The sequence below is a fragment of the Curtobacterium sp. AC273 genome (assembly GCF_979253735.1).
The window spans coordinates 317,781-344,409 of sequence record NZ_CEEDDU010000001.1; the positions used below are offsets into that span (position 1 = coordinate 317,781).

Annotated in this window: 33 protein-coding genes and 4 pseudogenes; 22 read left to right on the top strand and 15 right to left on the bottom strand. The window is 72.7% G+C overall.

The window, feature by feature from the left end:
- Positions 1-39 precede the first annotated feature (39 nt).
- Positions 40-549 (bottom strand): mycothiol transferase, encoded by a 510-nt coding sequence (locus ACZ8AI_RS01950; RefSeq protein WP_464856082.1) that lies wholly within the window; start codon positions 547-549, stop codon positions 40-42.
- A gap of 65 nt (positions 550-614) precedes the next feature.
- Positions 615-1,193 (bottom strand): MarR family winged helix-turn-helix transcriptional regulator, encoded by a 579-nt coding sequence (locus ACZ8AI_RS01955; RefSeq protein WP_464856084.1) that lies wholly within the window; start codon positions 1,191-1,193, stop codon positions 615-617.
- Positions 1,194-1,431: 238 nt separating this feature from the next.
- Here ACZ8AI_RS01955 and ACZ8AI_RS01960 point away from each other — a divergent pair, with 238 nt between their 5' ends.
- The 5 genes from ACZ8AI_RS01960 to ACZ8AI_RS01980 all read left to right on the top strand — a co-directional run bounded on the left by ACZ8AI_RS01960 (position 1,432) and on the right by ACZ8AI_RS01980 (position 5,050).
- Positions 1,432-2,202, top strand: coding sequence for a hypothetical protein (locus ACZ8AI_RS01960; RefSeq protein ID WP_464856086.1), 771 nt, complete (start codon positions 1,432-1,434; stop codon positions 2,200-2,202).
- Between the two features lie 93 nt (positions 2,203-2,295).
- The gene (locus ACZ8AI_RS01965) at positions 2,296-3,042 is read left to right on the top strand and encodes a S24/S26 family peptidase (protein WP_464856088.1); all 747 of its coding nucleotides are present in this window, start codon (positions 2,296-2,298) and stop codon (positions 3,040-3,042) included.
- 355 nt (positions 3,043-3,397) lie between these two features.
- Positions 3,398-3,967 (top strand): metallophosphoesterase family protein, encoded by a 570-nt coding sequence (locus ACZ8AI_RS01970; RefSeq protein ID WP_464856090.1) that lies wholly within the window; start codon positions 3,398-3,400, stop codon positions 3,965-3,967.
- A gap of 31 nt (positions 3,968-3,998) precedes the next feature.
- Entirely contained in the window at positions 3,999-4,508 is a 510-nt protein-coding gene (locus ACZ8AI_RS01975) for a metallophosphoesterase family protein (protein WP_464856092.1), read from the top strand.
- Positions 4,457-5,050, top strand: a complete 594-nt coding sequence (locus ACZ8AI_RS01980; RefSeq protein WP_464856094.1) for an AAA family ATPase — start codon at positions 4,457-4,459, stop codon at positions 5,048-5,050. Before ACZ8AI_RS01975 ends, ACZ8AI_RS01980 begins: the two co-directional genes overlap by 52 nt.
- Here ACZ8AI_RS01980 and ACZ8AI_RS01985 read toward each other — a convergent pair.
- Positions 4,986-6,959, bottom strand: a complete 1,974-nt coding sequence (locus tag ACZ8AI_RS01985; protein ID WP_464856096.1) for a hypothetical protein — start codon at positions 6,957-6,959, stop codon at positions 4,986-4,988. The genes ACZ8AI_RS01980 and ACZ8AI_RS01985 overlap by 65 nt on opposite strands.
- 31 nt (positions 6,960-6,990) lie before the next feature.
- Between ACZ8AI_RS01985 and ACZ8AI_RS01990 the strand changes: the two genes are divergently transcribed.
- Positions 6,991-7,542: a P-loop NTPase family protein gene (locus tag ACZ8AI_RS01990; protein WP_464856098.1), complete on the top strand. Its 552-nt coding sequence runs from the start codon at positions 6,991-6,993 to the stop codon at positions 7,540-7,542.
- 76 nt (positions 7,543-7,618) lie between these two features.
- Here ACZ8AI_RS01990 and ACZ8AI_RS01995 read toward each other — a convergent pair whose 3' ends face one another.
- Together ACZ8AI_RS01995 and ACZ8AI_RS02000 are read right to left on the bottom strand one after the other, a co-directional pair.
- Entirely contained in the window at positions 7,619-7,795 is a 177-nt protein-coding gene (locus tag ACZ8AI_RS01995) for a hypothetical protein (protein WP_175477615.1), read from the bottom strand.
- Complete coding sequence (locus ACZ8AI_RS02000) at positions 7,792-8,229, bottom strand: sortase domain-containing protein (protein WP_464856100.1); 438 nt, start codon at positions 8,227-8,229, stop codon at positions 7,792-7,794. The genes ACZ8AI_RS01995 and ACZ8AI_RS02000 overlap by 4 nt, the downstream gene beginning before the upstream one ends.
- A 460-nt stretch (positions 8,230-8,689) precedes the next feature.
- On the opposite strand from ACZ8AI_RS02000, the gene ACZ8AI_RS02005 reads away from it, so the two are divergent.
- The gene (locus ACZ8AI_RS02005; RefSeq protein ID WP_464856102.1) at positions 8,690-9,115 is read left to right on the top strand and encodes a GNAT family acetyltransferase; all 426 of its coding nucleotides are present in this window, start codon (positions 8,690-8,692) and stop codon (positions 9,113-9,115) included.
- Between the two features lie 143 nt (positions 9,116-9,258).
- Here the strand turns inward: ACZ8AI_RS02005 and ACZ8AI_RS02010 are convergent, their stop codons facing one another.
- Entirely contained in the window at positions 9,259-9,411 is a 153-nt protein-coding gene (locus ACZ8AI_RS02010; protein WP_464856104.1) for an EamA family transporter, read from the bottom strand.
- The gene (locus tag ACZ8AI_RS02015) at positions 9,408-10,019 is read right to left on the bottom strand and encodes a hypothetical protein (protein ID WP_464856106.1); all 612 of its coding nucleotides are present in this window, start codon (positions 10,017-10,019) and stop codon (positions 9,408-9,410) included. The genes ACZ8AI_RS02010 and ACZ8AI_RS02015 overlap by 4 nt, the downstream gene beginning before the upstream one ends.
- Before the next feature lie 223 nt (positions 10,020-10,242).
- Between ACZ8AI_RS02015 and ACZ8AI_RS02020 the strand changes: the two genes are divergently transcribed.
- The 9 genes and pseudogenes from ACZ8AI_RS02020 (at position 10,243) to ACZ8AI_RS02060 (ending at position 16,663) form a co-directional block, all read left to right on the top strand.
- Positions 10,243-11,370, top strand: coding sequence for a lysostaphin resistance A-like protein (locus ACZ8AI_RS02020; RefSeq protein ID WP_464856108.1), 1,128 nt, complete (start codon positions 10,243-10,245; stop codon positions 11,368-11,370).
- Positions 11,367-12,158 (top strand): annotated as a pseudogene (locus ACZ8AI_RS02025) (DEAD/DEAH box helicase); the annotation flags it as partial. The gene ACZ8AI_RS02020 and the pseudogene ACZ8AI_RS02025, both read left to right, overlap by 4 nt.
- 431 nt (positions 12,159-12,589) lie before the next feature.
- A pseudogene (locus ACZ8AI_RS02030) lies at positions 12,590-12,763 on the top strand (RecQ family zinc-binding domain-containing protein); the annotation flags it as partial.
- Between the two features lie 174 nt (positions 12,764-12,937).
- Positions 12,938-13,312 (top strand): HRDC domain-containing protein, encoded by a 375-nt coding sequence (locus tag ACZ8AI_RS02035; protein ID WP_464856372.1) that lies wholly within the window; start codon positions 12,938-12,940, stop codon positions 13,310-13,312.
- A 72-nt stretch (positions 13,313-13,384) separates the two neighbouring features.
- A pseudogene (locus ACZ8AI_RS02040) lies at positions 13,385-14,128 on the top strand (lysophospholipid acyltransferase family protein).
- A gap of 129 nt (positions 14,129-14,257) precedes the next feature.
- A complete protein-coding gene (locus tag ACZ8AI_RS02045; RefSeq protein WP_464856110.1) occupies positions 14,258-14,437 on the top strand; it encodes a hypothetical protein in 180 nt (59 codons plus the stop codon).
- A gap of 4 nt (positions 14,438-14,441) precedes the next feature.
- A complete protein-coding gene (locus tag ACZ8AI_RS02050) occupies positions 14,442-14,642 on the top strand; it encodes a hypothetical protein (RefSeq protein WP_464856112.1) in 201 nt (66 codons plus the stop codon).
- A 346-nt stretch (positions 14,643-14,988) separates the two neighbouring features.
- Positions 14,989-15,726, top strand: coding sequence for a M23 family metallopeptidase (locus ACZ8AI_RS02055; protein ID WP_464856114.1), 738 nt, complete (start codon positions 14,989-14,991; stop codon positions 15,724-15,726).
- A gap of 85 nt (positions 15,727-15,811) precedes the next feature.
- Positions 15,812-16,663, top strand: coding sequence for an NAD(P)-dependent oxidoreductase (locus ACZ8AI_RS02060; RefSeq protein ID WP_464856116.1), 852 nt, complete (start codon positions 15,812-15,814; stop codon positions 16,661-16,663).
- A 16-nt stretch (positions 16,664-16,679) separates the two neighbouring features.
- Here the strand turns inward: ACZ8AI_RS02060 and ACZ8AI_RS02065 are convergent, their stop codons facing one another.
- Together ACZ8AI_RS02065 and ACZ8AI_RS02070 are read right to left on the bottom strand one after the other, a co-directional pair.
- Positions 16,680-16,904: a hypothetical protein gene (locus ACZ8AI_RS02065; RefSeq protein ID WP_464856118.1), complete on the bottom strand. Its 225-nt coding sequence runs from the start codon at positions 16,902-16,904 to the stop codon at positions 16,680-16,682.
- 9 nt (positions 16,905-16,913) lie between these two features.
- On the bottom strand, positions 16,914-17,429 hold the full coding sequence (locus ACZ8AI_RS02070; protein WP_464856120.1) for a MarR family winged helix-turn-helix transcriptional regulator: 516 nt from the start codon (positions 17,427-17,429) through the stop codon (positions 16,914-16,916).
- Positions 17,430-17,561: 132 nt separating this feature from the next.
- Between ACZ8AI_RS02070 and ACZ8AI_RS02075 the strand changes: the two genes are divergently transcribed.
- The 3 genes and pseudogenes from ACZ8AI_RS02075 to ACZ8AI_RS02085 all read left to right on the top strand — a co-directional run bounded on the left by ACZ8AI_RS02075 (position 17,562) and on the right by ACZ8AI_RS02085 (position 18,459).
- A complete protein-coding gene (locus ACZ8AI_RS02075; RefSeq protein WP_464856122.1) occupies positions 17,562-18,140 on the top strand; it encodes an alpha-E domain-containing protein in 579 nt (192 codons plus the stop codon).
- Positions 18,037-18,297 (top strand): annotated as a pseudogene (locus ACZ8AI_RS02080) (alpha-E domain-containing protein); the annotation flags it as partial. The gene ACZ8AI_RS02075 and the pseudogene ACZ8AI_RS02080, both read left to right, overlap by 104 nt.
- Positions 18,298-18,459 (top strand): hypothetical protein, encoded by a 162-nt coding sequence (locus tag ACZ8AI_RS02085; protein ID WP_464856412.1) that lies wholly within the window; start codon positions 18,298-18,300, stop codon positions 18,457-18,459. It abuts the pseudogene before it with no gap.
- Between the two features lie 256 nt (positions 18,460-18,715).
- On the opposite strand, the gene ACZ8AI_RS02090 is transcribed toward ACZ8AI_RS02085, so the two are convergent.
- Together ACZ8AI_RS02090 and ACZ8AI_RS02095 are read right to left on the bottom strand one after the other, a co-directional pair.
- A complete protein-coding gene (locus ACZ8AI_RS02090) occupies positions 18,716-20,053 on the bottom strand; it encodes an MFS transporter (RefSeq protein WP_464856125.1) in 1,338 nt (445 codons plus the stop codon).
- Positions 20,054-20,058: 5 nt separating this feature from the next.
- The gene (locus ACZ8AI_RS02095) at positions 20,059-20,469 is read right to left on the bottom strand and encodes a MarR family winged helix-turn-helix transcriptional regulator (protein WP_464856127.1); all 411 of its coding nucleotides are present in this window, start codon (positions 20,467-20,469) and stop codon (positions 20,059-20,061) included.
- Positions 20,470-20,564: 95 nt separating this feature from the next.
- On the opposite strand from ACZ8AI_RS02095, the gene ACZ8AI_RS02100 reads away from it, so the two are divergent.
- Positions 20,565-21,317: an SDR family NAD(P)-dependent oxidoreductase gene (locus ACZ8AI_RS02100; RefSeq protein ID WP_464856129.1), complete on the top strand. Its 753-nt coding sequence runs from the start codon at positions 20,565-20,567 to the stop codon at positions 21,315-21,317.
- Positions 21,318-21,433: 116 nt separating this feature from the next.
- On the opposite strand, the gene ACZ8AI_RS02105 is transcribed toward ACZ8AI_RS02100, so the two are convergent.
- Together ACZ8AI_RS02105 and ACZ8AI_RS02110 are read right to left on the bottom strand one after the other, a co-directional pair.
- Entirely contained in the window at positions 21,434-21,703 is a 270-nt protein-coding gene (locus ACZ8AI_RS02105) for a hypothetical protein (protein ID WP_071294119.1), read from the bottom strand.
- An 11-nt stretch (positions 21,704-21,714) separates the two neighbouring features.
- Positions 21,715-22,902 carry an anion permease gene (locus ACZ8AI_RS02110; RefSeq protein WP_464856131.1) on the bottom strand — a complete coding sequence of 396 codons (1,188 nt, stop codon included), beginning with the start codon at positions 22,900-22,902 and terminating at the stop codon, positions 21,715-21,717.
- A gap of 87 nt (positions 22,903-22,989) precedes the next feature.
- On the opposite strand from ACZ8AI_RS02110, the gene ACZ8AI_RS02115 reads away from it, so the two are divergent.
- Positions 22,990-23,859: an alpha/beta hydrolase gene (locus tag ACZ8AI_RS02115; protein WP_464856133.1), complete on the top strand. Its 870-nt coding sequence runs from the start codon at positions 22,990-22,992 to the stop codon at positions 23,857-23,859.
- Positions 23,860-23,996: 137 nt separating this feature from the next.
- Positions 23,997-25,046 carry a lipoate--protein ligase family protein gene (locus ACZ8AI_RS02120; RefSeq protein WP_464856135.1) on the top strand — a complete coding sequence of 350 codons (1,050 nt, stop codon included), beginning with the start codon at positions 23,997-23,999 and terminating at the stop codon, positions 25,044-25,046.
- On the opposite strand, the gene ACZ8AI_RS02125 is transcribed toward ACZ8AI_RS02120, so the two are convergent.
- Both ACZ8AI_RS02125 and ACZ8AI_RS02130 read right to left on the bottom strand, forming a co-directional pair.
- The gene (locus ACZ8AI_RS02125) at positions 24,941-25,621 is read right to left on the bottom strand and encodes an ATP-binding protein (RefSeq protein WP_464856137.1); all 681 of its coding nucleotides are present in this window, start codon (positions 25,619-25,621) and stop codon (positions 24,941-24,943) included. The genes ACZ8AI_RS02120 and ACZ8AI_RS02125 overlap by 106 nt on opposite strands.
- A complete protein-coding gene (locus ACZ8AI_RS02130) occupies positions 25,570-26,595 on the bottom strand; it encodes an AAA family ATPase (protein WP_464856139.1) in 1,026 nt (341 codons plus the stop codon). The genes ACZ8AI_RS02125 and ACZ8AI_RS02130 overlap by 52 nt, the downstream gene beginning before the upstream one ends.
- Between the last annotated feature and the right edge of the window lie 34 nt (positions 26,596-26,629).

Genomic DNA, 26,629 nt, shown 5'->3' on the forward strand with positions numbered 1-26,629 from the left:
GATCGCCACGGGCCCTCCCGTCTGTCTGTCCGGACCGCGTCAGCGGTTGAAGAAGAGGAGCCCGCGGACGTACCCAGCCTGGCCGGCGTGTTGCGTGCAGTCATCGAGGATGCTGACGAGGCGGGCACCCGCGGTGACGGGCGGGTCCCAGGCGTCGTCGACGACCGGGTCGAAGTCCTCCGGGGCGAGCGTGCCGACGTAGGCGACGGTGCGCTCGTGCACCGCCTGCAGGTAGCCGAGCAGCAGGTCGGCGGAGGCGCGGACGCGTCCGACGTCGTCGCGGGACATGCCGTACCCGGGCGCTTCGGCGGGGAACGGCAGGCCGAACCGCTCCACCCAGCCGTCGGCCGTCCACACCTGCTCGGTGCCGGCGAGGTCGGCGATCTGCGTGTCCTGCCCCCGGGCGATGTGCCACGCGAGCCAGGCGAGCGTGTTCGCTCCCGTCGCCGGGCGCGACGCCAGCTGGTCCTCGGACAGCCCGTCGACGGCGCGTGCGACCGTCGACGGCACGCGGGAGAACGCTTCGATCAGGAGTTCAGAAGGGGTCATGCCGCCACGCTACGCGGCGGCCCCGACACGGTCCGTCACACGGATGGGGCTCGTGCGCGCGGCCCTCAGACGGCGAGGCCGGCCAACGTGGTCGCGTCGTGGACGGCGCGGGAGTGCCGGTCGAGGGCGGTGCCGAGCCGGTCGAACGCGTCGGCGAGCGCGGCCCGGTCGTCCGGGGCGATGACCTCACGGAAGGCGGCGGTGTAGACGGCACCGATCCCGCGCGCGACCTCGGCGCCGGAGGGCGTGAGGTGGATGAGGATGCTGCGGCGGTCCTCGGGGTTCGGGCGGCGCTCGATGTGGGCACGCTTCTCGAGCCGGTCGATCAGGGACGTCATCGCCCCGGTGGACAGCTCGAGGTACTCGCCGGCCTGCTTCGGGGTGACGCCCTGGCCGTCCGCTGCCGCGAGGAAGAACACGAACCGGGCGTCGGTCGCGTTCAGACCCCGGGTGGAGCTCTCGTGGTGGAGCACCCGGGCGTGCTGCATCTGGAGCACGCGGAAGGCCGTCATCAGCTTCGCGACGTCGGTGTCCGGTGCGGTTTCCGGAACGCTGACGGTGGGGGAGACCGGCGCCGGGGGCAGCTCGTGGTCGTGCTGCCGGGGGAGCGCAGGGGCGGGGATCGCGGGGGCGGTGTCCGTCATCGGGCGGCTCTTCTCGGGTGGTGATCGCTCGCGCGATCGGCGGGGCGGTACGGGTATGCCGCCGTGCAGCTCATTGAACAAGTATCTCAGCGATTGAACTACCCCCAGCAGTGGGGCATTCCTCCGGCTTGTGAGCTGCACGGCGGCCAAGTAGCTTGATCGTCGTAGCAATCACCACGGCGACGTAGCGCGGCCAACCACCGCGGACCCGGCGCCACCTCGGATCAGGAGCTCCGCCATGTCTCGTGTCACCCCTCGCGCCGCCCGTCTCGCCGCCTGGATCGCCATCCCCGCCGCTCTCGTGGCCTCGGGTGTCGTCGTGTCCACCGCGTCGTACTCGGCCTTCTCGGCCACCACGGTCAACCCGACCAGCAACTGGACCGCCGGCAGCGTCGCCCTCACCGACGACGACAACAACACCGCGCTGTTCAACGCGACCGGCCTCAAGCCGGGCTCGACCGGAGCGAACTGCATCACGGTCACCTCGACCGGCTCGCTGCCCTCGACCGTGAAGCTGTACGGCACCAACGCCTCGGCCACGAAGGCCCTCGACGCGAACATGACCCTCACGGTCGAGCAGGGCACCGGCGGCGGCTTCGGCTCCTGCACCGGCTTCACCCCCGCCACCACGAGCGGCACCCTCTACAGCGGCCTGCTCAGCAACTTCACCGCGGCGAACTTCGCCAGCGGCCTCGGCACGTGGGCCCCGATCGGCACCGCGTCGGAGTCGCGCGTCTACCGCTTCACCTACACGGTCTCGAGCACCGCCCCGAACTCCGTGCAGGGCGGCACCGCGGCCCTCGGCTTCACCTGGGAGGCCCAGGAACAGCTGAGCGGGCCCGACGGGAGCGTGACCGAACGCTCCCCGTCCTCTGCATCCGGCGACGACCGGGACCGCACCCGACGCGGACCCGTCCGTCATCCCTCCAGAACGCGCCCCCCGGTCGAAGGCAGTCATGACGAGCATCACAGTGCACGGTGGTCCCACACCGCACGAAGTGGTCCGTGACGCCGTCGACTGGGGCGCGTCGTCGTCGCCACCCTCGCCCGCGGGGTCGTCGCCACGCTGCTCGGGCTCGCGTTGTGGGCCGCCGCACCCGCGGTGATCGGCTGGCAGCCGACGACGGTGATGACCGGCTCGATGGAGCCCCGGCTCGCCCCCGGGGACGTCGTGGTCTCGCGTCCGGTGTCGGCCGGCGAGGTCCGGATGGGCAAGATCCTGCTCGCCGACGACCCGGACCAGCCCGGGCACCTCCGCATGCACCGCTACGTCGAGGACGGCCCCGGAGGCACCCTCGTCACGAAGGGCGACGCGAACCCGCAGCAGGACTCCACCCCGCTCGAGCGCTCCGCCGTGCACGGGGTCGCGTTCCTGCGGGTGCCGTTCGTCGGGACCCCGATCACGTGGGTCCGCATCGGGCCAGTGGGTGCCGGTCGGCATGCTCGTGCTCGCGCTGGTCGCGGTCCTCGCGCTCTGCACGATCGACGGGTCGCTCCGGCGGTTCGCCGAGGCGGCCGGCCGGTCCTGGCGGCTCGTCCGGTTCCGGTTCCGCTGGCTCGTCGGGTGACGGTGACGGGGACGGTGCGGACGACGGCCTGGAGGCGCGGACGGCGCCGCGACGCGCCTCCAGGCCGACCCCGCGCCCGTCCAGAGCCGCCGTGTCCTGCGTCGGCACGCCTGTCGCGTGCGTCGGCTGCGCCGACTCGGCGGTGCCGCCCTCGTCCTCGTGGTCGCCGGCGGTGCCGGCATGGCCGCTGCCGGCCCAGGCGGTCGCCGCACCGTGGTCGAGGACCACCACCACCGCCACGACGTTCGCCGCCGGCACCGCGACCCCGGCGACGGCGCTGACCTGCACGCCCAACGGGGACGGCTCCGTGAACATCGGCTTCGCCTACGGCGGTCCGGCCGCCACCTCGTTCTCCGTCCTCAACACGAACGCCGGCACGATCGCGGCGACCGGCCCCACGGGCAGCACCGCGCCGATCCGCGTCACGGGTCAGGGCATCCTGTCGCTCGGCGCCGTCGACGGTGAAGATCCGGACGAACTGGGCCGGGTCCTGGTACGTCGACAGCACCGTGACGGCCCGCATCCAGACAGCGCTCGTCGGCACGAACCTCAGCTGCGCGAACTGACCCGGCCGGTTCTCCACAGGGTGCCGCGGGGCACCCCGGGACTGTCCCCGGCCGGCGCTACCGTGACGGCATGCGCATCCTGCACACCGGCGACTGGCACCTCGGCCGCACACTGCTGGGTGCCGACCTGCTCGACCACCAGCAGGCGTTCCTCGACTGGCTCGTCGGCCAGGTGCACGAGCGCGCGATCGACCTCGTCGTCATCGCCGGCGACGTCTACGACCGCGCCATCCCGCCGGTCGACGCCGTCCGCATGCTGTCCCACGCGCTCGAACGACTCGCCCGCACCAGCACGGTCGTGCTCACCCCGGGCAACCACGACTCCGCCGCACGACTCGGCTTCGGCGCCGGGGTGATGGGCACCCGCGTCCGGATCCTGGCCGAACCCGCGGGCATCGGCACCCCGGTCGTCGTCTCCGACGCAGCCGGGCCGGTCGCGGTCTACGGCATCCCGTACCTGCACCCGGACTCCCCCGCTACGCGCTCGCCGCCGTCCCCGACGAGCCCCTCGCGCGGTCCCACCAGGCCGTCGTCGGTGCCGCGATGGACCGTGTCCGCGCCGACCTCGCCCAGCGGGCGGCACGCGCAGCGTCGTCGTAGCGCACGCCTTCGTCGGCGGGACCGAGCCGAGCGACAGTGAGCAGGACATCCGCGTCGGCGGGGTGGATCGGGTGTCCGAGAGCGTGTTCGACGGCGTCGACTACGTGGCGCTCGGCCACCTGCACCGCCCGCAGCGGGTGGGCGCGACCGACCGCATCCGGTACGCCGGGTCACCGCTCGCGTTCTCGTTCGGCGAGCGGAACCAGCAGAAGTCGGTGACCGTGGTCGACCTCGACGCCTCCGGAGGGGTGACCGTCGAACTCGTCCCGGCACCCGTGCCCCGACGGCTGGTCGACGTCCGCGGCAGCATCGACGACATCGAGTCCGGTGCCTTCCGGTCCGCGGCGGACGCCTGGGTCCGGGTGGCCGTGACGGACACCGTGCACCCGGAACGCATGTACGCGCGGGTGAAGGACCACTTCCCGTACGCCCTTCGCGATCACGCACGAGCTCAGCCGACCGCGGCGAACGTGCCGCGGCGCGAGCCGTCACGGCCACGTCCGACCCGGTCGAGGTCGCAGCGGACTTCGTGTCGTTCGCCACGGGCGCCGCGCCGACCGACGACGACCGGGCGATCCTGACCGAGGGCGTACGAGGCAGCAGCCCTGGCGCTGCAGCGCGAGGGGGACCGCTGATGTACCTGCACCGCCTCGACCTCCGCGCGATCGGTCCCTACCCGGACCTCGTGTCGATCGACTTCGCCGCGCTCGCCGCCTCGGGGGTGTTCCTGCTCGAGGGGCCGACCGGTTCCGGCAAGTCGACGATCATCGACGCCGTCGTGTTCGCGCTGTACGGCAAGCTCGCCGGGGCCGACGCCACCGACGACCGGCTGCACAGTCAGCACGCCGACCCCGCCGTCGAGCCCTTCGTCGAGCTCGTCTTCGAGACGGGTGCGGGCGTCTACCGGGTCCGCCGCACGCCGCAGTACGACCGCCCGAAGCAGCGCGGCACCGGCACCGTGAAGCAGCAGGCGTCCGTGCAGCTCTTCCGTCTCGCCGGTCCGGCCGACGTCGCGGGCGAACCGGTGTCGTCCCGCATCCCCGAGGTCGCCGTCGAGATCACCCGCATCGTCGGGCTCGACCGGGCGCAGTTCCTTGCAGACCGTCGTGCTGCCGCAGGGTGAGTTCGCGCGGTTCCTGCGCTCGCCGGGCGAAGAGCGACGAAAGCCCTTGCAGTCGTTGTTCGGCACGCAGGTCTACGACCGCACGGCGGACGAACTCGCCGCCCGTCGCCGCGCCGTGCAGGCCGAGGTCGACGGTGCGGACGCCCGCGTGCGCGACGCCCTCAGCCGGTTCGCCCAGGCGGCCGGCTCGGACGACCCTCGACGAAGCCGCCGTCACCCCGACGGTGGCGGCTCGCGCTGCGGCCGACGCGGCCGAGGCGGCACGGGCAGCAGCTGCAAGCACCGCCACGGCCGCCGCCGCGCACGAGCAGGCGGTCACCGCCCGTGCCGCCGCCCTCGAACGGCGCACTGAGCTCCTCCGACGCCGCTCGGTCCTCGACGCCGGTGCACCCGACGTCGACGCGGCACGCACCCGTCTGGCCCTCGCCGACCGGGCCGCACGCGTGGCCGCGGTCGCGGACGGGCTCGACGCCGCCCGCGTCCGGTCCGCCGAGGCCGCGTCGGCGGCGGATGCCCTGCGCGCCCGGCACCAGGTCAGTGCGACGGGGGACGACCTCGTCCGCCAGCGTGCCACCGTCGCCGAGTCCATCGCCGCGGTCCGACACCTCGTCGCGGTGGAGACCGGGTTCGCCGCCCGCCGCCGCTCGATCACCGACGCCGCGAGCCGCGCCGAACAGCTCGCACGACGATTGGCCGACCTCGACACCGCGCTCGAGGCCCGACCGGCCGAACGGGCACGCATCGTCGAGGACGCCCGCGCCGCCGCCGAGACGGCCGCCGGCGCCGAAGCCGCTCGGACACGAGGTCGAGCGGGTCGGGCGACTCCGCGCCGACCTCGACGCCCGAGCCACTCTCCGAACGGCGCCGTCCGGCTGCCGAGGCCGCCGTCGGGGCGGCCTGGACCACCGCGCACGACCTGGTGCGCGCCGAGCAGCAGCTCCGCGAACGTCGCATCGCCGGCCTCGCCGGGGAACTCGGCGCGGCCCTGCAGACGGGCGACCCCTGCCCGGTGTGCGGCGCCGTCGAGCACCCCGCCGTCGCGCTCCCGCAGGACGACCACCCCACGGCCGAGGCGATCGAGGCCGCCGGCCGGGCCGCACACCGCGCCGAACAGGACCTCTCCGACAGCGCCGCTGCCCTCGCGGTCGACCGAGCGGAGCACGAGCGGCTCGTGCAGGCGCTCGGCGACACCGACGCGGTGACCGTGGACGCCCTCGCTGCCGCTGCCGGTGCCCTGGTCGAGGCAGCCCACACCGCCGCCGTCCGCGTCCGCACCCTCGAACAGCAGCGTGCCGCGCACGACGAGCAGACCCGCACCCTCGAACGGCAGCGCAACGAGGTCGACACCGAGCGGGCGGTCCTGGTGGCCTCGGCCTCGGCGGACACCGAACGGCTCGGTCAGGACACGGCGGCCGTCCAGCAGGCCGTCGACCGCGTCACCGGGCTGCTCGACGACGAACCGGACTCGCTGGGCGCGGGCGTCGCACGGCTCGACGCGCTGGTCGATCGGCTCGACGCCGTGTCCCGGGCGGACGGCCTCGCGGTCGCCGCCTCCGGCGCGGTCCGTGAGCGCCTGGCCGAGGTGGAGCGCGTGCTGGCGGAGCAGGAGTTCGACGACGTCGCGGCCGCCCGTGCCGCGCTCCTCGACCGTGGGCGCTCCGAGGAGCTGCAGCGCGCCGTCGCCACCGCCGATCGCGAGCGCGCCGTGGTGGACGCTGGCCTGGCGGAGCCCGACGTGGTGGCGGCCGCCGGTACCGACGCCGATGCCCTCGACCTCGAGGGGCGCGGGTCGCCCGCGAGCAGTCCGCCCTCGCCGCCGAGCAGGCGACCCGGACGGCGACCTCCGCCGAGGACCGCGCGACGGCATCCGAGCAGTGCGCCATCGAGGTCGCCGACGCCGTGCGCGCACGCGACGACACCTCGGCCCGGAGCCGCGCGCGGTGGTGCGCCTCGCCGACATCGCGGCCGGGCAGCCCTCGGTCAACCCGAGCGGCATCACGCTCGGCACCTACGTGCTCATGCGTCGCTTCGAGGACGTCGTCGCCGCGGCGAACGACCGGTTGCGGGCGATGCTCGCGGGCCGGTTCACCCTCGAGACCTCGGACGAACGCGAGTCGGGTTCACGGCGCGACGCACGGGGCTCGCCCTCGCCGTGCACGACCAGACGACCGACACCCGGCGCGCCTCCCGGCAGCCTCCTCCGGCGGCGGAGACCTTCACGGTGTCGCTCTGCTTCGGCGCTCGGGCTGGCCGACGTGGTGCAGGCCGAGGCCGGTGGCGTGTCACTCGGCACGCTGTTCGTCGACGAGGGGTTCGGCACGCTCGACCCGGAGACCCTCGACGACGTGATCGGGCAGCTCTCGCGCTCCACCGCGGGTGGCCGCCAGGTGGGGATCGTCAGTCACGTCGAGGAGCTCAAGCAGAGGATCCCGGAACGGATCGCGGTGCGGCGGACGCTCGAGGGCGGTTCGCGCGTCACGACCACGGTCTGACGACCACGACCACGACCACGACCACGACCACGACCGCGACCCGCGCCTGGTCAGCGCGCGCGGTCAGCGCGGTCGGTCAGGGGGACGGCGAGACGTCCACGGTGCCGTCGGGCGGCGGCAGGATGTCGGCCGCGACCCACGGGAACACCCACGTGAACAGCACGTACACGATCGCGGCGAGGAGCACGAGCAACTCGAGCACCTTGAGGGCGGTCGGACCGGGCAGGATCCGCCACACGAACGGGAAGATCACTTCGCGGTCTCCGAGAGTTCCTTCGGGGTGCCCTCGGACGCGGGCATCCAGTAGTCGAGCTTGGCGTGCGTGACGTACCGCTCCTTGGCGGACCACATCGGGTGGCACGCGGTGAGGGTCAGCCAGCGGTCGTCGGCGGTGGGCTCCACACCGGGCTTGTTCGGCACCGGGGCGATCGTCTCGATGTGGTCCGGGGTGACGATCTGCGAGTCCGTGACCTTGTACACGTACCAGACGTCGAACTTCGTCTTCGCGTCGGTGACCCGCACGACGACCGAGTCACCCGTCTTCAGCTCGGCGATCTGGTTGAGCGGCTTGCCGTAGGTGACACGGTGTCCGGCGACGGCGAAGTTGCCCTCGGCCCCGGGCATCGCGGTGTCCTGGTAGTGGCCGAGCCCGATGGTGTTGAGGACCTTCTCGGTCGGTGCCCTCACCGATGGGGCGTTTGTAGTCCGTGCCGAAGCGGGGGATCTGCATCGTCCCGAACACGTCGGTGACCGTCGGCGGTTCGGCGAGCACGGGCGCGGGGCCGCGGTGCTCGGTGCCGACGCCGGCGACGGCCTTCTGCTGCCCGAGTCCCTCGACGAGGTGCGTCTGCGCGTTCACGGCGACGACGTCCGTCCACCACGCGGTCCACACCACGTACAGGCCGGTGCCGGCGCCCGCGACGATGAGGAGCTCTGCGATGAGCGACACGATCGCGCCGCTCACGGTCTGCCGCCGACGGGGTGCCCGCCTCGCACGATCGGAGCCGTCACGCGTGGAACGACGCGACGGGAGTGTCTCGTGTGCGGTCACGGGGCTCCTGATCCGGAAGGGGTGGTCGGATAGGTCTATCAGACCACGACGACGACACCGTGACGAGGTTCTCCACAGCACCGTTACCGTGAGGAGATGCAGCACGTCCTCCGCGCCTTCACCCCGGCCGACACCGATGCCGTCATCGCCCTGTGGGAGTCGTGCGGCCTCGTCCGTCCGTGGAACGACCCCCGACGCGACATCGCCCGGAAGCTGACCGTCCAGCCCGAGCTCTTCCTGGTCGCCGAGCCGATGGACCCCGAGGCCGAGCGCGCCGTCGTCGGTGCGGGCATGGCGGGGTTCGACGGGCACCGCGGATGGGTGAACTACCTCGCGGTGCGCCCGGACCTGCAGGGCTCCGGCCTCGGTCGGGCGTTCATGGCGGAGTTCGAGCGGCTGCTCACCGACCTCGGCTGCCCGAAGCTCAACCGCAGGTGCGGGCCGGCAACGAGCAGGTGCTCGGCTTCTACGAGTCGCTCGGCTACGCCCCGGACCACACGGTGTCGCTCGGCAAGCGCCTGATCCCCGACGTCTGACCCGGCCCCGCCCGACCCCGGCGAGCCGAGTTTCGGCGTGAACGACACCTCACGCGCTCCGGAAGCCGAGAAGTGTCGCTCAGCGCGAAACCCGGCCGCGCCCGCGACGGGAGCGGGCCCGAACACCTCCTAGGCAAGCGCCAGCCCCACGGACGCCACGAACGCCAGCACGATGCCGGTCCACTGCACCGCGGTCAACCGCTCCCGCAGCACCACCCCCGCGAGCACCACCGTGCCGATCGGGTACAGCGCGTTGAGCACACTGACGACGGGCAGCGTCACCGGGTCGTCGCGCGAGTGCAGCCGCCAGCCTGGATGAACACGTTCGCCAGCGCGTCCAGCACCCCGCAGGCCACCACCGTGAGCAGCAGACGAGCCGGCCAGCGCGCGGAACCCACCGGACGCACCACCGGTCCTGGAGGCGCGCCAGACCCCGCAGCGTCGGCCGACGTGGCGGAGTCTCCCGCGCCTCCAGGGCGGCCGGCCAGCGCCGTGCCGACCGCCGCCGCACCGAGCAGCACCGCCTGCAGCACCCGCGCGACGACCAGCGGTGCGACGCCGGAGTCCGACGGCGTGAGGTCGTAGGCCAGCACGATGCCACCGAACCCGCACCCGGCGACCGCCGCGGTGACCAGGCCGCGCGCCGTGACCCGCGCGCCCCGGAGGAGTCCGGGACCGCGGCGACGAGCACGACGGCGACCACGGCGACCACCAGCGCGGCGATCGCGAGTCCGGACAGCGCCGTCCCGCGGACCACCGCGACCAGCACGGGCACGACGGCGGCGAACACGGCGGTGAGGGGTGAGAGCACGCTCATCGGGCCGATCGCCAGCGCACGGTAGAGCAGGAGCACCCCGACCCCACCGGACGCCCCGGCGACGGCACCCCACAGTGTGCCGGTCCAGGTGAAGACGCCGCCCACCACCACGAGCCCGAGCAGCAGCGGCACGATCCCGACGGCGGCGGCGACGGCGGCGACGGTCACCGCGCGGAGACGCCCTTCGATGCCAGCCCGCCGAGGAAGTCGGCGAAGCCGTAGACGAGTGCGCCGGACAGGCCGAGGACGACGGTGAGCACGGCTCCCATCCTGCCCCGCCCGGTAGCCTGCGTGACGTGAGCGTTCCCTACCACCGCCTGCCCCGCGTCGACGCACGCTGGAGGTGGTGGCGCCCGTTCGTGGCGCTCGCCTTCCTGGCGGGCTGGTACCTCGCGTCGCAGGTCCTCATCGCGGTCGCCTACTTCGTCCCGATCGGCGCCACGCAGGGGCCGCAGGGGCTGATGGACCTGCAGAACGACCTGGCGAGCGGCGCGCTCGACCCGACCGACCCGATCGTGCTGTCGATGTCGCTCGTGTCCCTCGTGGTGCTGCTGCCCGGCATCCTGCTCGCGGTGAAGATCGCGCGGATCGGACCGGCCGGCATCCTGTCCTCGACGCGGTTCCGGGTGCGCTGGGCATGGACGGCCTGGTGCCTCCTGCCGACCCTCGTCATCGCCGCGATCATGTTCCTCACGCAGACCTGGGGCATGTTCACGTTCGACGGCGGCTTCGGGTGGGACCACGCCGCGATCGGGCAGTCGACGGTCTCGGTCGGCACGCTGACCCTGACGATCGTGCTGGTCCTGCTGCTCGTGCCGTTCCAGGGCGTGGCGGAGGAGTACATCTTCCGCGGATTCCTCATGCAGACGATCGGCTCGTGGATCCCGTGGCGCATCGTCGGCACGGTCGTCGCCGTCGCGGTGTCGACCGTCGTGTTCGCCCTGCTCCACATCCCGAACGGCTACAACGTCTGGGGCATCCTCGACGTCGGCTCGTTCGGCCTGATCGCGGCGATCATCGTCCTGCGCACCGGCGGCATGGAGGCCACCGTCCTGCAGCACGCCTTCAACAACATCATGATCTTCGTGCTGCAGGCGCCGGGGTGGTCGAAGATCGACCTCGACTCGTCGAACGGGACGGTCTGGGGTTGGCTGATCACCCTCGGCACCTTCGCTCCTCTACTGGGGCATGGTGGAACTGCTGGCTCGGTGGCGGGGCCTCGACCGGCGGTTCGCCGGGCACGAGGCACCCCGCTTCCGCGGTGGCCCCGGCCTGGGCGGGCGGGCGACAGTGGCTCCGGCCTGGAGGCACGGGCTGGGCCACCGCACCGGCCCGCCCCGACGACGTGGCCGGCTCCGGCGACCGCGCGGACGCTGTGGACAACGCCGTGGGTGTCGCCGGTCGGCCGTAGGCTCGTGGCATGAGCACCACGCCCGCGCCCGTCGCCGTGCCCGATGCGGGCGCCTCTGTGTCCGTCGGTGCTGGGCCCGCTGATGCTGGGCCCGCCAGTGCTGGGCCCGCCAGCGCTGCGTCCGTCGGTGCCGGGTCGCCGGCGCGTGCCGCTGCGCTCGAGGTGCTCCGGAGCGTCTGGGGCTACGACGACTTCCGCGGCGAGCAGGCCGCGATCATCGACCAGGTCGTGTCCGGCGGTGACGCCCTCGTCCTGATGCCCACCGGTGGCGGCAAGTCGCTGTGCTACCAGGTGCCGTCACTCGTCCGCGACGGCGTCGGGGTCGTCGTGTCGCCGCTCATCGCCCTCATGCAGGACCAGGTCGACGCCCTCGCGGCGAATGGTGTGAAGGCCGCGTTCCTCAACTCCACGCAGGGCGCAGACGAACGCGCCCGCGTCGAGCGCGCGGTGGTCTCGGGCGAGGTCGACATGCTCTACCTCGCGCCCGAACGACTGCGGCTCGAGTCCACAGCGCGCCCTGCTCGACCGCGCGCGGATCGCCCTGTTCGCCATCGACGAGGCCCACTGCGTCGCGCGCGGGGCCACGACTTCCGCCCGGACTACCTCGAGCTGAGCGTCCTGCACGAGCGCTGGCCGACCGTGCCGCGCATCGCGCTGACCGCCACCGCGACGCCGCAGACCCACCGCGAGATCTCGGCACGGCTCGGCCTCGACGACGCCGCGCACTTCGTCGCCGACTTCGACCGGCCGAACATCCAGTACCGCATCGAGCCGAAGACCGGCGCGCAGCAGCAGCTCCTCACCTTCATCCGCACCGAGCACAGCGGCGACGCGGGCATCGTCTACTGCCTGTCCTCGCAACTCGGTCGAGCGCACCGCGACCGCCCTCGCCGAGCAGGGACGCGGCGCTGCCGTACCACGCCGGTCTCGACGCCAAGGTGCGGGAGCGCAACCAGTCGACCTTCCTGCGCGAGGACGGCGTCGCATGGTCGCCACGATCGCCTTCGGCATGGGCATCGACAAGCCGGACGTCCGGTTCGGCGCACTCCCGACCTGCCGAAGTCGGTGGAGGGCTACTACCAAGAGACCGGTCGTGCCGGGCGTGACGGGCTGCCCTCGACGGCGTGGCTCGCCTACGGCCTGAACGACGTCGCAGCAGCAGCGCCGGATGATCGACCAGTCCGAGGGCGACGCCGCGCACCGCCGGCAGCTCAGCGCCCTACCTCGACGCCATGCTCGCCCTGTGCGAGACGATCGAGTGCCGCCGCGTCCGGTTGCTCGCCTACTTCGGGCAGGAGTCGACGGCGTGCGGCAACTGCGACACGTGCATCGCCCCGCCCGAGTCGTGGGACGGCACCGTGCCGGCGCAGAAGCTCCTCTCCACCGTCGTCCGGCTCGACCGTGAGCGCGGGCAGCGGTACGGCGTCTCGCACCTCGTCGACATCCTGGTCGGCAAGCCGCTCGCCGCGCGTGCAGGAGCTCCGCCACGAGTCCCTCGCGACCTTCGGCATCGGCAACGACCTGGGCGAGGCCGAGCGGGTGCGGTCGCGCGGCAGCTGCTGGCGCAGGGGTACGCCGCGGTGTCCGGCGACGGGTTCGGCACGATCGTCCTGAGCCCGACGAGCGCGGACGTCCTCGGCGGCAAGGTCACGGTGCGGATGCGCCGCGACCCGGTGAAGGCGCCCCGCGGCAGCCGCACGCGGCGAGCGGTCGTGACGGACATGCCACAAGAGGGCCGCCGGGCTCTTCGAGGCACTCTCGAGCGTGGCGGGGCGGCCCAGGCCCGCGAACAGGGCGTCCCCGCGTACGTGGTCTTCAACGATGCGACGTTGCGCGGCATCGCGGCGGTGAAGCCGGCGGACGAGGACCAGCTCGCCGAGATCTCCGGCGTCGGCGGAGCGAAGCTCGAGCGGTACGGCCGGGCCGTGCTCGACGTGGTCGCCGCCGCGGACTGAGCGACACATTCCCGAACGGGCATGCGGCCGTGGCGTCACTACACTCGGAGACTCCCGTCACGAGGAGGCCCGGTGTCCGGATCGACGAAGTTCACCACCACGCTCAGCCGCGCGGTGGTGACCCCGCTGGCGCGCCATGCTGTGGCGTCCGCGGATCATCGGTCGGAAGAACGTGCCCAAGCGCGGCCCGGTGATCCTGGCGAGCAACCACCGCTCGTTCATCGACTCCCCGGCGATCACGCTGATGGCACCCCGGAAGGTCTCGTTCCTGGCGAAGCAGGAGTACTTCACCGGCACGGGCCTCGCGGTGCCGTGTCCCGTGCGTTCTTCGGCGGCATCGGTGCCATCGGCGTCGAACGCGGTGCGGGTTCGGCGGCGCAGCACGCGCTCGACCTCGGGCTCGAACGGCTCGAGGCTGGGGAGGCCTTCGCGATCTACCCCGAGGGCACCCGCTCGCTCGACGGCCGCATCTACAAGGGCCGCACGGGCGTGGCCTGGCTCGCCCTGACGAGTGGCGCTCCGGTGGTGCCGGTCGCGCTGACCGGCACCGAGGACGTGCAGCCCGTGGGGTCGCGCATCCCGAAGCTCGCGAAGGTGACGATCGAGTTCGGGAAGCCGCTCGACCTGTCGTCCTTCGGCGAGGCGTCCTCCGGCCGTGCCCGACGCCACGCGACCGACGCGGTGATGGCCGCGATCCAGGAGCTCAGCGGGCAGGAACCCGCGAACGCGTACAACAACCCGCCGGCGACGATCGTGGAGCGCGTGCGGCAGGCGCTCCGGCGCGACGACCCGACCGAGGCCGTCCAACCCGACTGATCATCGAGTATCTCCACGGACGCTATTGCACATTTGAAATATCGGTGTTAATGAGGGCGTGCCCAGGGCACACTCCACCGCGGTCCGGCCGAGAACGGATCGCCTCACACTGATCGGCAGGTCCGCAGCATGTCCTCCACCCCGCTCTTCGACTCCATCGCCCGCCGCACCACGGGGACGGCAGCCACGCAGGCCGCCTCGGCCCCCGTCCTGACCGGCGCCGTGTCCCTCCCCACCACGGCCCGCGCGAGCTTCACCCCCGCTCCCACCTCGCCGATGTCGGGGGGGCGCCCCGGTCCGCTCGCGTGACTCGATGCTCGTCCCCGCGGCCCTCGTCGCCGCCATCGAGGAGATCCCGGTCCGGGTCGCCGCCGCTGCCGATGCGGGGCACGCCGTCCGTGCGGAGCAGCTCGTCCTCGTCGAGGCCGTCGCCGACGCGATCACCCGCGCCGTCGTCGACGCTGTCGTGACCGAGCTCGAGCAGATCACCCGCGACGGCGTCGTCCGCGCCTGACCCGCGGTCCGCGCTCCCGATGACCACGACCGACCTCCCGCCGATGCGTCCACGCGGAGCCGCCCGGCACGCGGCGGACCTCGAGGCGGCAGCCGCGGCCGAGGGCCACCAGACGCGTCGAGCCCGCCGGGCGGCCGAGTCCGGGGCGTCGGAGGTGAGACGCCGGCGGGCCGGACGTCACGACGCGGCCCGTCACGACCACGCGCCGCGTTCCCACGTCACCGCGCGTCCCCACGAAGCCGAGCGTCACCACCAGACCACCGGGGCGGCGGCGACCACTCCCGCCGCCTCGGTCACCACCGCTCCCGGACCGACCACCGACCGGGCGCGAGTCGACCCACCCAGGGTGAGCCGCGCCTCCAGGCCCGCGGCCGACTCCCTGGCCCGCTCCGTGACCCAGGCGATCACCCTCCCGCTGCGGTCGATCGGGCACGCGGTCGCCTCGGCCAGGGCGGTCCCGGTCACGGCGACCGCGGTGGCCGTGTGCCTCTTCGTCACGGTCGCGACCCCGCAGTCGGCGCTGGCGGCGCCACCCCAGGCGGCCGTCCCCGCGCTCGACGCACAGCGCTACAGCGTCGCCGCGGGTGACACGATCCCCGTCCTCCGCGACGCGTTCGCGATCGGCGGGGTCCCGATCCGGATCCCCGGTGCACCACCGCCGTCGACCGGCGGGGCAGCGCCGTCCGTCCGTCCGGTCGCCGGAGCGATCCCGGCGGCGGGTGGGTTCGGCTCCCGGTGGGTCCGCGGCTGTGCGTCCTGCTCGACGAACCACCAGGGGCTCGACTTCGCCGCTCCCACCGGTACCGCCGTCGTCGCGGCGATGTCCGGCCGCGTGGTGTCCGCCGGCGTGTTCGGTGGCTACGGCAACCAGATCCTGCTGCAGCACGCCGACGGATCGCAGACGCGGTACGGTCACCTGTCGCAGATCGGCGTCGGCGTCGGGCAGTCGGTCGCGGCCGGCGAGCGGATCGGCGCGGTGGGCAACACCGGCGTCTCGACCGGCTCGCACCTGCACTTCGAGGTCATCGTCGGCGGGACCCCGGTCGACCCGGCAGTGTGGCTCCGGAGCCGCGGCCTGCTCTGACATCGGGGCCTGCTCCGAACCTCGAGCGCGTAGCGTCGACCGGAGGGCGGCACGGTGTCGCTCGAGGACGGAGACGCACGTGCGGGTGACGGTACTGGGGACGGGCACGATGGGCGCCGGAGTGGCGGGGTCGCTGCTCCGCGAGGGACACGAGGTGACGGTCTGGAACCGGACCGCCGACAAGGCCGCACCCCTGGCGGAGCGGGGAGCCACCGTCGCCACCGACCCGGCGGCAGCGGTCGCCGACGCCGAGGTCGTCCTGCTCACCCTGTTCGACACCGACGCCGTGCTCGACGTGCTCGAGAGCGCCGCCGGCGACGCCCCGACGGACACCGTGTGGGTGCAGGCCTCGACCATCGGGGTCGCCGGTACCGAGACGATCGTGCAGCTCGCCGGCAAGTACGGCATCACGCTCGTCGAGGCGATGATGCTCGGCACGAAGGCCCCCGCCGAGCAGGGGAAGCTGACGATGCTCGCGGCCGGCCCCGCCGACGTGCTCGACCGCATCGACCCCGTCCTCGACGCCATCGGTGCGAAGACGGTGCGCGCGGGCGACGAGGTCGGTGCAGGGACCGCGCTCAAGCTCGCCGCGAACGCCTGGATCGCCTCGATCACCGCCGCCACCGGGCAGTCGCTCGCGGTCGCCCGGTCGCTCGGGCTCGACCCGGCGCTCTTCCTCGAGGCCATCGCGGGCGGCGCCAGCGACTCCGCCTACGCGCACACCAAGGGGAAGTCGATGATCGCGGGGGAGTTCCCGGCGCAGTTCGCGCTCGACGGTCTGCGGAAGGACATCGGCCTCATCACCGATGCCGCACGGACCTCCGGCGTCTCCACCGTGCTGCTCGACGCCCTCGGCCGGGTCTACGCGGACGCCAGCGCAGCGGGCCACGGTGGCGACGACATCGCCGCGGTCGGAACCGCGTTCGACCCGCGCTGACCGGCGCGACCCCGCGCTAGCCCCGGCGGAAGAACCGTCGGACGGCGTTCGTCAGCCGTCCGACGGTCTCGTCGTTCATGGTGTTCGCGAGGTCGAACGCCTCACGCGCCGGGTCCGATCCGTTCCGGATGCGCCGGAGTGCCGCGTCGGCGCGGGCGCGGGCGTCGAGCTCCGCGAGGGGCATGTCGTCCTCGGGGTCGTGCGGCGCGGGCGTCGGACCGTGCGAGCCCGTTTCTGCCATGGGAGCAGGTTACGCGGAGCGCCCGCGGACGGAGTCCACGTCGTCGACCACGCGGGCCATCTGGTCGAGGAACGCGACGATGACCGCCATCTCGGCGTCCGACAGGTGTTCGGTGGCCTCGATCGCGCGGGAGTCCAGCTGGCCGAGCACGCGCATGACGTCGCGCATCGACGCCCCCGTGGCGGTGAGGATCACGCCACGACGGTCGTTCGGGTCGGCGTGCCGCACGACGTGGCCGCTGCGGACGAGCCGGTCGACGAGCGCCGAGGTCGACGCCGCGGTGATCTCGAGCTGCTCGGCGAGGTCCTTTGCGTTGACGGTGCGGTCGGCCTTCTCGGCGTCGAGGAGGACCCGGAGCGCCAGCAGGGCGTTCTCGCCGATGCCGAGCGCTTCACGGGCACGCCGCTGCGCGGAGCTCTCGGCGGTCCGGTACCTGCGGAGCGCGTTGAGCACGTCCACCGCGTCGACCCTGGAGTCATCGCCGTACCAGAATCCCGCGGCACTCGTCGTCACCTCGGAAGTCATGACGACAATGCTAGACGCTCTAGTTAGTTTGTCTAGCGAGTGCGCCGATCGGCCGACTGCAACACCCGTGACGCGGGGACGAAACACCCCGGCAACGACCGGTCAGTAGGTTCACGACATGCAGGAGCCGACGTGCTGAGCCGACTCGCGGGGAGCGTCTTCCACGTCGGGAACGCCGTCGAACGCACCGACGTCGTCGCCAGGATGCTCGACGTCTACGTCGCACGGGGCGATCCGGCCGGGGTCGACCAGGACCGGGCGGTGGCCGCGGAGCTCCGGTCGGTCGTCGGTGCGGCCGGTCCGGCGAACGACCCGGACCGTGCGTCGACCGTCGACTCGCTCGCCCTCGACCGGCACGAACCCGCCTCGATCGCGTCGGCCGTGGCGGTGGCCCGGGACAACGCCCGCCGTGCGCGCGACGTCGTCTCCACCGAGCTGTGGGACTGCCTCAACGTCACCCGGTCGCGCATGCCGCGGAAGGTCTCGACCGATCGGGCGCACGAGTTCCTCGGGTGGGTCCGCGAGCGCAGCGCCCTCGCCATCGGCGTGGTCGAGGCGGACGCCAGCCGCGACGAGGTCTGGGAGTTCTTCACCCTCGGCCGGTCCCTTGCAGCGGTGTGCGGCGACGGCGCGGCTGGTCGCCTCCGGGCTGCTCGACCCGGAGTCCGGATCGTCGTGGGCCACTGCGCTCCGTGCCTGCGGTGCCGGTGAGGCCTTCCACCGCGGTCGCGACCACCACACACTCGGCCCCGAGGACGCGGCCGCGTTCCTGCTCCTCGACGAGCACAGCCCGCGGTCCCTCCGGTTCCTCGCGCGGCGGACCGACGAGTGCCTCGCCGACGTCGCCCCGTCCTGCATCGAGGACGAGGTGGGCGCCTTCGCCGAGACCCGGCGGGACCTCGAGTCAGTGTCGGTGGACACCGCGCTGTTGGTCGCACGGACGGCGGGGCAGCGCCTCGCGGTCGCTGCCGACCGGGTCGCCGCCGCACTCGACGAACGCGTCTTCGCGGCAGCGGAGCCGGCCCGGTAGGTCCGTCCCGCCGGGTGCCGGGTGCCGGGTGCCGGGTGCCGGCTGCCGGTCCACGAGTGCGGCAGACCGACAGTTCGCCGGGCCGGTCAGCCGTCATGGTCGCGATCGCGACAGATGCGCGCGAACGTCCGGCGGCCATCTGCCGCTTTCGTGCTGGGGGGCGGGGCGGGGCGACGGCAGGCTGCGGGCGGGCGGGTCCCGGACTGGAGGCGCGGGGCGGGGCCGCCACGTGCCTCCAGGCCGTCGGTGGGTCGGGTCAGACGGCGCTGGACCGGTCGGCGACCGCCTCGTCGCGTTCCAGGTCGTGCCGTACCGCGGCGCGCGAGGCGCGCGTCCCGACCACGGGCACGGCGTGCGTGATCGCCAGGTGCAGGCGGGTGTCGGCGTCGTACCGGACCCGGAAGCGCTCCCACCGGATGAGCCAGACGAGCGCGATCGCGAGCGCCACGAACCCGGAGGCGGCACCGACCGCGATGGCCCAACGCGGACCCCAGGCGTCGGCGACCGCGCCGACGATCGGCGCGCCGATCGGGGTGCCGCCGGCGAAGATCGCCATGTAGAGCGCCATCACCCGGCCGCGCATCGCGGGCGCCGTCGTCGTCTGCACGAGGGCGTTCGCCGTCGTCATGAAGGTGAGCGAGGCGAGGCCGACGAACACCAGCACGAACGCGAAGGTCCAGTACGTCGGCGCCAGGGCGGCGGCGACGCAGGCGATGCCGAACCCGGCCGACGCGATCACGAGGGTGCGCATCCGCGGGCGGTCCCGTCGTGCCGACAGGAGCGCCCCGGCGACCGAGCCGATCGCCATCACGGAGTTGAGCAGGCCGAACTCCCCGGCGCCCTTGTGGAACTCCACCCGCGCCATCGTCGAGGTGAAGATCGGGAAGTTCACGCCGAACGTGCCGACGACGAAGATCATGCAGAGCACGACGATGATGTCCGGCCGGGTCCGCACGTACTGGAAGCCGGCGATGATCTGGCCCTTGCCCCGCTTCGCCCGGATGCGTTCGGCGAGCTGAGCGGGGTCGACGAAGCGCAGCGCGATGAGGACGGCCAGGAACGAGCCGGCGTTGATGACGAACACCCACCCGGAGCCGATCGCGGCGATGAGCACGCCGGCGACCGCGGGGCCGATGAGTCGCGCAGCGTTGAACGAGGCGGAGTTGAGCGCCACGGCGTTGGCGACGTGCTCGCCCTGCACGACGTCGGACACGAACGCCTGCCGGATCGGGGTGTCGAACGCGGCGACGATGCCGAGCGCGAGGGCGAACCCGTAGAGCGACCACAGCGTCGCGGTGTCGGTGAGCACCATGACGCCGAGGCCCAGCCCGAGGGCACCCATGAGGCCCTGCGTCAGCATGAGCATCTTCCGCCGGTCGAAGCGGTCGGCGGCGAGGCCGGTCAGGGGGAGGAGCAGCAGCTGCGGTCCGAACTGCAGCGCCATCGTGATGCCGACCGCGATCGCGTCGTTGTCGGAGAGCTTGGTTAGGACGATCCAGTCCTGGGCGGTGCGCTGCATCCAGGTGCCGACGTTGGAGACGAGGGCTCCCGCGAACCAGATGCGGTAGTTGTGGGTGGACAGGGAGCGGAACATGGCTGTCACTGCTGGGCCAGCCTCCTCATGATCTCGGTGGCGTCGGCCAGGGTCTGGCGCTCGGCCTCGGTGAGGTCGGCGAGGCGCGGGGTGAGCCAGCCGTCACGGCGGCGGCGGGTCTCCTCGACGAAGGAGGCCCCGGCGGGGGTGGCGCAGAGCAGGACCTTGCGCCGGTCGTCGCCGTGGCCGTCCTTCGACACGAGCCCGCGCTCGACGAGCACCGCGATCGTCTTCGTCATCGACGGCGGCGTCACGCCGTCCTGCCGGCTGAGGTCGGCGAGCGACATCGCGCCGTCGCGGTGCAGCCGGGCGAGGGCGGAGAACTGTGCGTCGGTGACCGTCGTGTCGGCCTTCTGCGCGCGGAGTGTCCGGGACAGCCGGTTCACGGCGATGCGGAGGTCGGTGGCGTCGGTCACAGGTCGTTAGCCTACCTCATTAGTTCAGCGAACGAACTGGTTCGCGGGTGTACGCTTCGGGTAGACAACAGGTGTTGCCAAGAGAGAAGGAGAACATGTCCGAGTTCGAGGGCAAGGTCGCGATCGTCACCGGCGGTGGCAGCGGCATCGGTGAGTCCATCGCGAAGGAGCTCGCCGCGGCGGGCGCGAAGGTCGTCGCCACCGACATCAAGCTCGACGCCGCACAGCGCGTCGCGTCCGAGATCGAGGCCGCCGGCGGCACCGCCAGCGCGTTCGAGGCCAACTCCGCCGTCGCGGGTGACAACGAGCGCATGGTGCAGTTCGCAGTCGACACGTACGGTGCGCTCCACCTCGCCGTGAACAACGCCGGCATCGGTGCTGCCCCGCAGCCGATCGGCGAGTACGACGTCGCCGCCTGGGACCGCGTGCGCGCGGTCGACCTCGACGGCGTGTTCTACGGCCTGCGCTACGAGATCCCGGCGATGCTCGCCTCCGGCGGCGGCGCGATCGTCAACATGTCGTCCGTGCTCGGCTCGGTCGGCATCGCCGAGAACGCGGCGTACGTCGCCTCGAAGCACGCACTCGTCGGGCTGACCAAGGTCGCCGCGCTCGAGTACACGGCGCAGGGCGTCCGCACGAACGCCGTCGGCCCGGGCTTCATCGACACCCCGCTCGTCCGGGCCTCGCTGTCACCCGAGGCCCTGTCGGCGCTCGAGGCCGAGCACGCCGCGAAGCGCCTCGGCACCGATGCCGAGGTCGCCGCGCTCGTGCTGTTCCTGCTGAGCGACAAGGCGTCCTTCATCAGCGGCAGCTACCACCTGGTCGACGGCGGCTACAGCGCGCACTGACGCGCGTACCCGGTCGAATCGGGCGTACCTGGTGGAAACGGGCGTACCTGGTCAGAACTCTTGACCGGGTACGCCCGTTCCCGCTTCCCACCGCAAGTGTGATGGGAAGGAACGCCCTAGTGGAACTGCGGGATCGTGAGCCAGATCCCGACGAGCACCGCGGCGACGCACACCGCGAAGCACACCACCGCGCCGGCGAGCGCGATCGGCGGCGTGTGCCCCGACCGAGCGGACTCCTGCGCGTACTGCGTGTGGTCACCGCCCGCGTCCGTCGGCTGTCCGGTGCCGAGCAGCCGCAGGCCGAGCGTGTAGACGAGCACCACGCCGACCGCGGCGACGAACCCGACGCCCGCCACGGTGGCGATGCTGGTGAAGTCGATGTCCATGCGTGTGCCCCTCAGGCCTGCGCCGGCGCGACGGCCGGGTCCTCGTCGTGGGAGTCGCGGGAACCGCCGGAGTCCCGGGAACCGTCCGCGTCGTCCTCGCGCACGTCGTCGGCGTTGATCGGCTTCCGCCGGGCGAGGACGAAGAACGCCAGGCCGGCCGCGAGCGCGAGCACGGCGACGATCACCAGGCCGAACGTCGACGTCGCGGCGAGGGCCGTGGCGAGTGCCCCGACCACCGCGGCCGCCGGCAGCGTGATCACCCACGCGACGACGATCCGGCCGACGACCGACCAGTGCACGTCGGCGAGCTTCTTGCCCAGGCCGGAGCCGATCACGGAGCCGCTCGTGACGTGCGTCGTCGAGAGCGCGAACCCGAGGTGGGACGACACGAGGATCGTCGCCGCCGAGCTCGTCTCCGCCGCGAAGCCCTGCGGGGACTGCACGTCGGAGATCTTCTTGCCGACGGTCTGCATGATCCGCCAGCCGCCCGTGTAGGTGCCGAGGCCGATCGCCAGGCCGCAGGCCAGGATCACCCAGAGCGCCGGGCCGGTGCCCGCCGACTGGTAGTTCGCGGCGATCAGGGTCAGCGTGATCACGCCCATCGTCTTCTGCGCGTCGTTCGTGCCGTGCGCGAGCGACACCAGGGACGCGGAGATCGTCTGGCCGTGCCGGAAGCCCGTCGCCGCACCGTGCGTGGTCGCGTTCTTCGTGAGCGTGTACGCCAGGTAGGTCGCGACGAGGGCGATCACCCCGGCGATGACGGGGGAGAGCAGCGCCGGCAGCACGACCTTCGACACCACCGTGGTCCAGTCGACCGAGTGCAGCCCGGCGCCGATGATCGACGCCCCGATGAGGCCGCCGAACAGTGCGTGGGTCGACGACGACGGCAGGCCGAAGTACCACGTGGCGAGGTTCCAGAGCACGGCGCCGACGAGCCCCGCGAAGATCATCGTCGGGGAGATGTGGACGCCGTCCTGCCCCTCGCGGATGATCCCCTGGGACACGGTCTTGGCGACCTCGGTGGAGAGGAAGGCGCCGACCACGTTGAGGACGGCGGAGATGAGCACGGCGGTGCGGGGCTTGAGGGCACCCGTGGCGACCGAGGTGGCCATGGCGTTCGCGGTGTCGTGGAAGCCGTTCGTGAAGTCGAACACGAGGGCCACCACGATCACCAGCACGACGGTGACGAGGACGTCCATGCCGGGGACGGTAGGCCCGCCCCGCACCGGCTGCGTGAACGCCGGGTGAACAGGCTGGACCGGTCCCTGATCTGGGAGGATCAACAGGTGCCCACCTTCTCCGCAGCGCGAGGCGACGCCTCGTTCACCGACGCCCACGGTGTCGAGATCGTCTACTCCACCTGGCGGGCGGCGCGGCCGAAGGGCATCGTGCAGATCGCACACGGTGTGGGGGAGCACGGGCTCCGCTACGAGCCCCTCGCGCAGGACCTCGTCCGCGCCGGGTACACCGTCCACGTCAACGACCACCGCGGGCACGGTCGGACCGGCCTCGGGCAGTGGGAGGGCGACCACGCCAAGCTCGGTCGGCTCGGCCCCGGTGGCCTCCGCGCCGCGATCGCTGCAGTCGAGCAGATGACCGCGGTCGCGAAGGAGGACACCCCGGGTGTCCCCCTCGTGCTCCTCGGGCACTCGTGGGGCTCGCTCATGGCCCAGCGGATCGTGAACACCTCGTCCGGGTCGTACGACGGCGTGGTGCTCTCCGCCAGCGCGTACCGGCTGCCCGGGTGGATGAACAGCGGCGACCTCAACGCCCGGCACGCGGGGTCCGGTCCGTCGAGGTTCGAGTGGCTCACCCGTGACCGGAAGGTCATCGACGCGATGTCGGTCGACCCGCTGGCGGTCGAGGCGGACGTCATCGGCCTGTTCGGCCTGGCGGACACGCTGCGACTGCTCGGGGTGCCGCGACGGGGCATCCCGCACGACCTGCCGATGCTGCTGCAGGTCGGCTCCGACGACACGCTCGGCGGGCCGCGCTCCGTGGAGCGGCTGGCGCAGGCGTACCGGCGGCGGGGTCGGCTCTCGGACGTGACGGTGCAGGTGTACGAGGGTGCGCGGCACGAGGTCTACAACGAGACCAACCGCGACGAGGTCGTCGCCGACCTGGTCGCGTGGCTCGACCGGGCGACGGCCCGCTGACGCCGACGCGACCGGCGGCGGTCTGCAGGTGCGACCCACCGGGCCTGGAGGCGCGTGGCGGCGCCGCCACGCGCCTCCAGGCCCGCGGTTGCCGGGCCCACCGCCGGACCGTCACCCGCCCGGAATAGGGTTGCGTCATGCACGGTGAGTACAAGGTCCCCGGGGGCAAGCTGGTCGTCGTCGACCTCGAGGTCGTCGACGGCGTCATCCACGAGTTCCGTCTGGCGGGGGACTTCTTCCTCGAGCCCGACGACGCGCTCCCGCTCATCGACCAGGCGGTGAACGGCCTGCCGGCGACCACCGACGCCGCCGGCATCGCCACGGCCGTCCGGGCCGCCCTGCCGGAGGACGCCGTGCTCCTCGGCTTCACCCCCGAGTCCGTCGGCGTCGCCGTCCGCCGGGCGTTGTCCCGCGCCAGCACGTGGCAGGAGTACGACTGGGAGATCGTCCACGAGGGGCCGATCAGCCCGAACGAGCACCTCGCCCTCGACCAGGTCCTCACCGAAGAGGTGGGGGCCGGCCGCCGCGGCCCGACCCTGCGCATCTGGGAGTGGGACCAGCCGGCCGTCGTCATCGGGTCCTTCCAGTCGCTCAAGAACGAAGTCGACCCCGAGGGCGCGGCCAAGTACGGCGTCGAGGTCGTCCGCCGGATCTCCGGCGGCGGCGCGATGTTCATGGACGCCGGCGCGATCATCTCGTACTCGCTCTACGTGCCGACCGACCTCGTGCAGGGCATGACCTTCGCCGACTCGTACGCGTACCTCGACGAGTGGGTGATCGAAGCGTTGAAGTCCCTCGGCATCGAGGCGTACTACCAGCCGCTCAACGACATCTCCTCGACGAAGGGGAAGATCGGCGGCGCCGCCCAGAAGCGTCTCGGCACCGGGTCACTGCTCCACCACGCCACCATGAGCTACGACATGGACGGCGAGAAGATGGTGCAGGTGCTCCGGATCGGCCGCGAGAAGATGAGCGACAAGGGCACCACGAGCGCGGCGAAGCGCGTGGACCCGCTGCGGTCCCAGACCGGGCTGAGCCGTGCCGAGATCATCGAGCGGCTGAAGGGCACCTTCGCGAAGCTCTACGGCGCGCACGAGGGGCACGTGACCCAGGCCGAGCGGGCCCGGGCGCAGGAGCTCGTACGGACGAAGTTCGCGACGCAGGAGTGGCTCGAGCGCGTTCCCTGATCACGCGTCCCGGGGCTGTCCTCGTCGTCGTCCTCCTCGGGTGACCGGAGGGTCAGGTCGAGCCGGCCCTGCATCGGACCCGGGGCGAACGTGGTGTGCGCGAGCGGCGCGACGGCCACGTAGGACCCCGAGTAGGTGACCTCGTCGTCGGGGTCCTCGTCGTCCTCGGCGTCGTCCTCGTCGCCCGACCGGGTGCCGAGCAGCTTCCGCGTCAGCGCCGACCGCTCGGTGAGCAGGGAGTCGAGCGCCGCACGGAGATCGAGGTCCGACGGCTCGGCGTCACGCAGGGCAGCGCCGAGGACGCTCCGACGCATGAGCTCCTTCGCGAACGACCCGGTGGTGCCCTCAGCCCGCTCGGCCGCCTCGGACAGGGCCTCGTCGGAGAACGGCAGCGCAGCGGCGTACCGACGGAACAGCCGGACCCGCTCGGGCAGTTCGGGCAACGGGATCTCGACGGCCAGGTCCACCCGACCCGGACGGTCGGCGAGGGCGCGTTCGAGCACGGAGACCCGGTTCGTCGTCATCACGAACGCCACGTCGGCGTCGCCGTCGAGCCCGTCGAGGGCGTCGAGCACCTCGAACAGGAGCGGCTGCGGGAGCTGTGGCGCTCCATCGCCACGAGGTCGATGTCCTCGAGGACGACGATCGACGGCTGGAACGTCCGCGCGATCTCGGCCGCGGAGCCGATCGCCCGGATGCTCGACCCGGTGAGCAGGATGGCGGTCACACCGGGCGTCCGCGCCAGCAGGTGCCGGATGGTGAGCGTCTTCCCGGTGCCGGGCGGCCCGTAGAGCAGGACGCCGCGCTTGAGGTGCTGCCCGGCGGCGAGGAGTGCCTCGCGCTGTTCGCCGATCCCGACGACGTGGTCGACCACCTCGTCGAGCACGCCGTCGCCGAGCACGACGTCGTCGGCGGTGACCTCGGGGCGTCGGAGGAACGTCGCGCCGGCGTCGGACCCGTACTCGGACTGCACGAACGACAGCACCTGCCCGCGCAGGACGCTCCGCTCGATCATCAGCGCGCGGAGCCGCAGCAGGAAGGCGCTGCCGGCGTCCGGGTCGGCGGCGAGGATCTCGAGCGTCGCCTGTGCGCGCCCGTACTCGGGCTTCGCCGAGCGCTGCACGACGGCCACCGGAGTGCCGTCGAACGTCAGGAACCGGAGACCGAACGACACCACGCGGCGGGTGTCGTCGGCACTGGTCGCCCGCGGCGCGTAGCTCACCGGGCCCGTGGCCCAGCGCGTGTGCGGGTTGGCGACGAGCTCGCTCACCGAGCTGTGGAAGCGGCTGTCGTCGCCGGCGATGCCGACCAGTGCGTCCTCCGCGGTGCCGGCGAGCTCCTCGAGCGCGATGTCCGCGTCGACGAGCCGGTGGTCCGGGAACTCCTCGGTGACCACGGGGACGGACTGCGGGTCGACGCCGAGGTGCTCGCGGATGCGTTCACCGACGGGCGTGAGCACCGCCTGCTGCTCGGCGGCGGCGAGTTCGTTCGCCTTCTCGATGTAGCGGGCGAACGCCCGCATCAGGTCACGGTCTGCGTCGTCGAGCACGTCGTCATCCTGGCACGCGCACCCGGGCCGGACA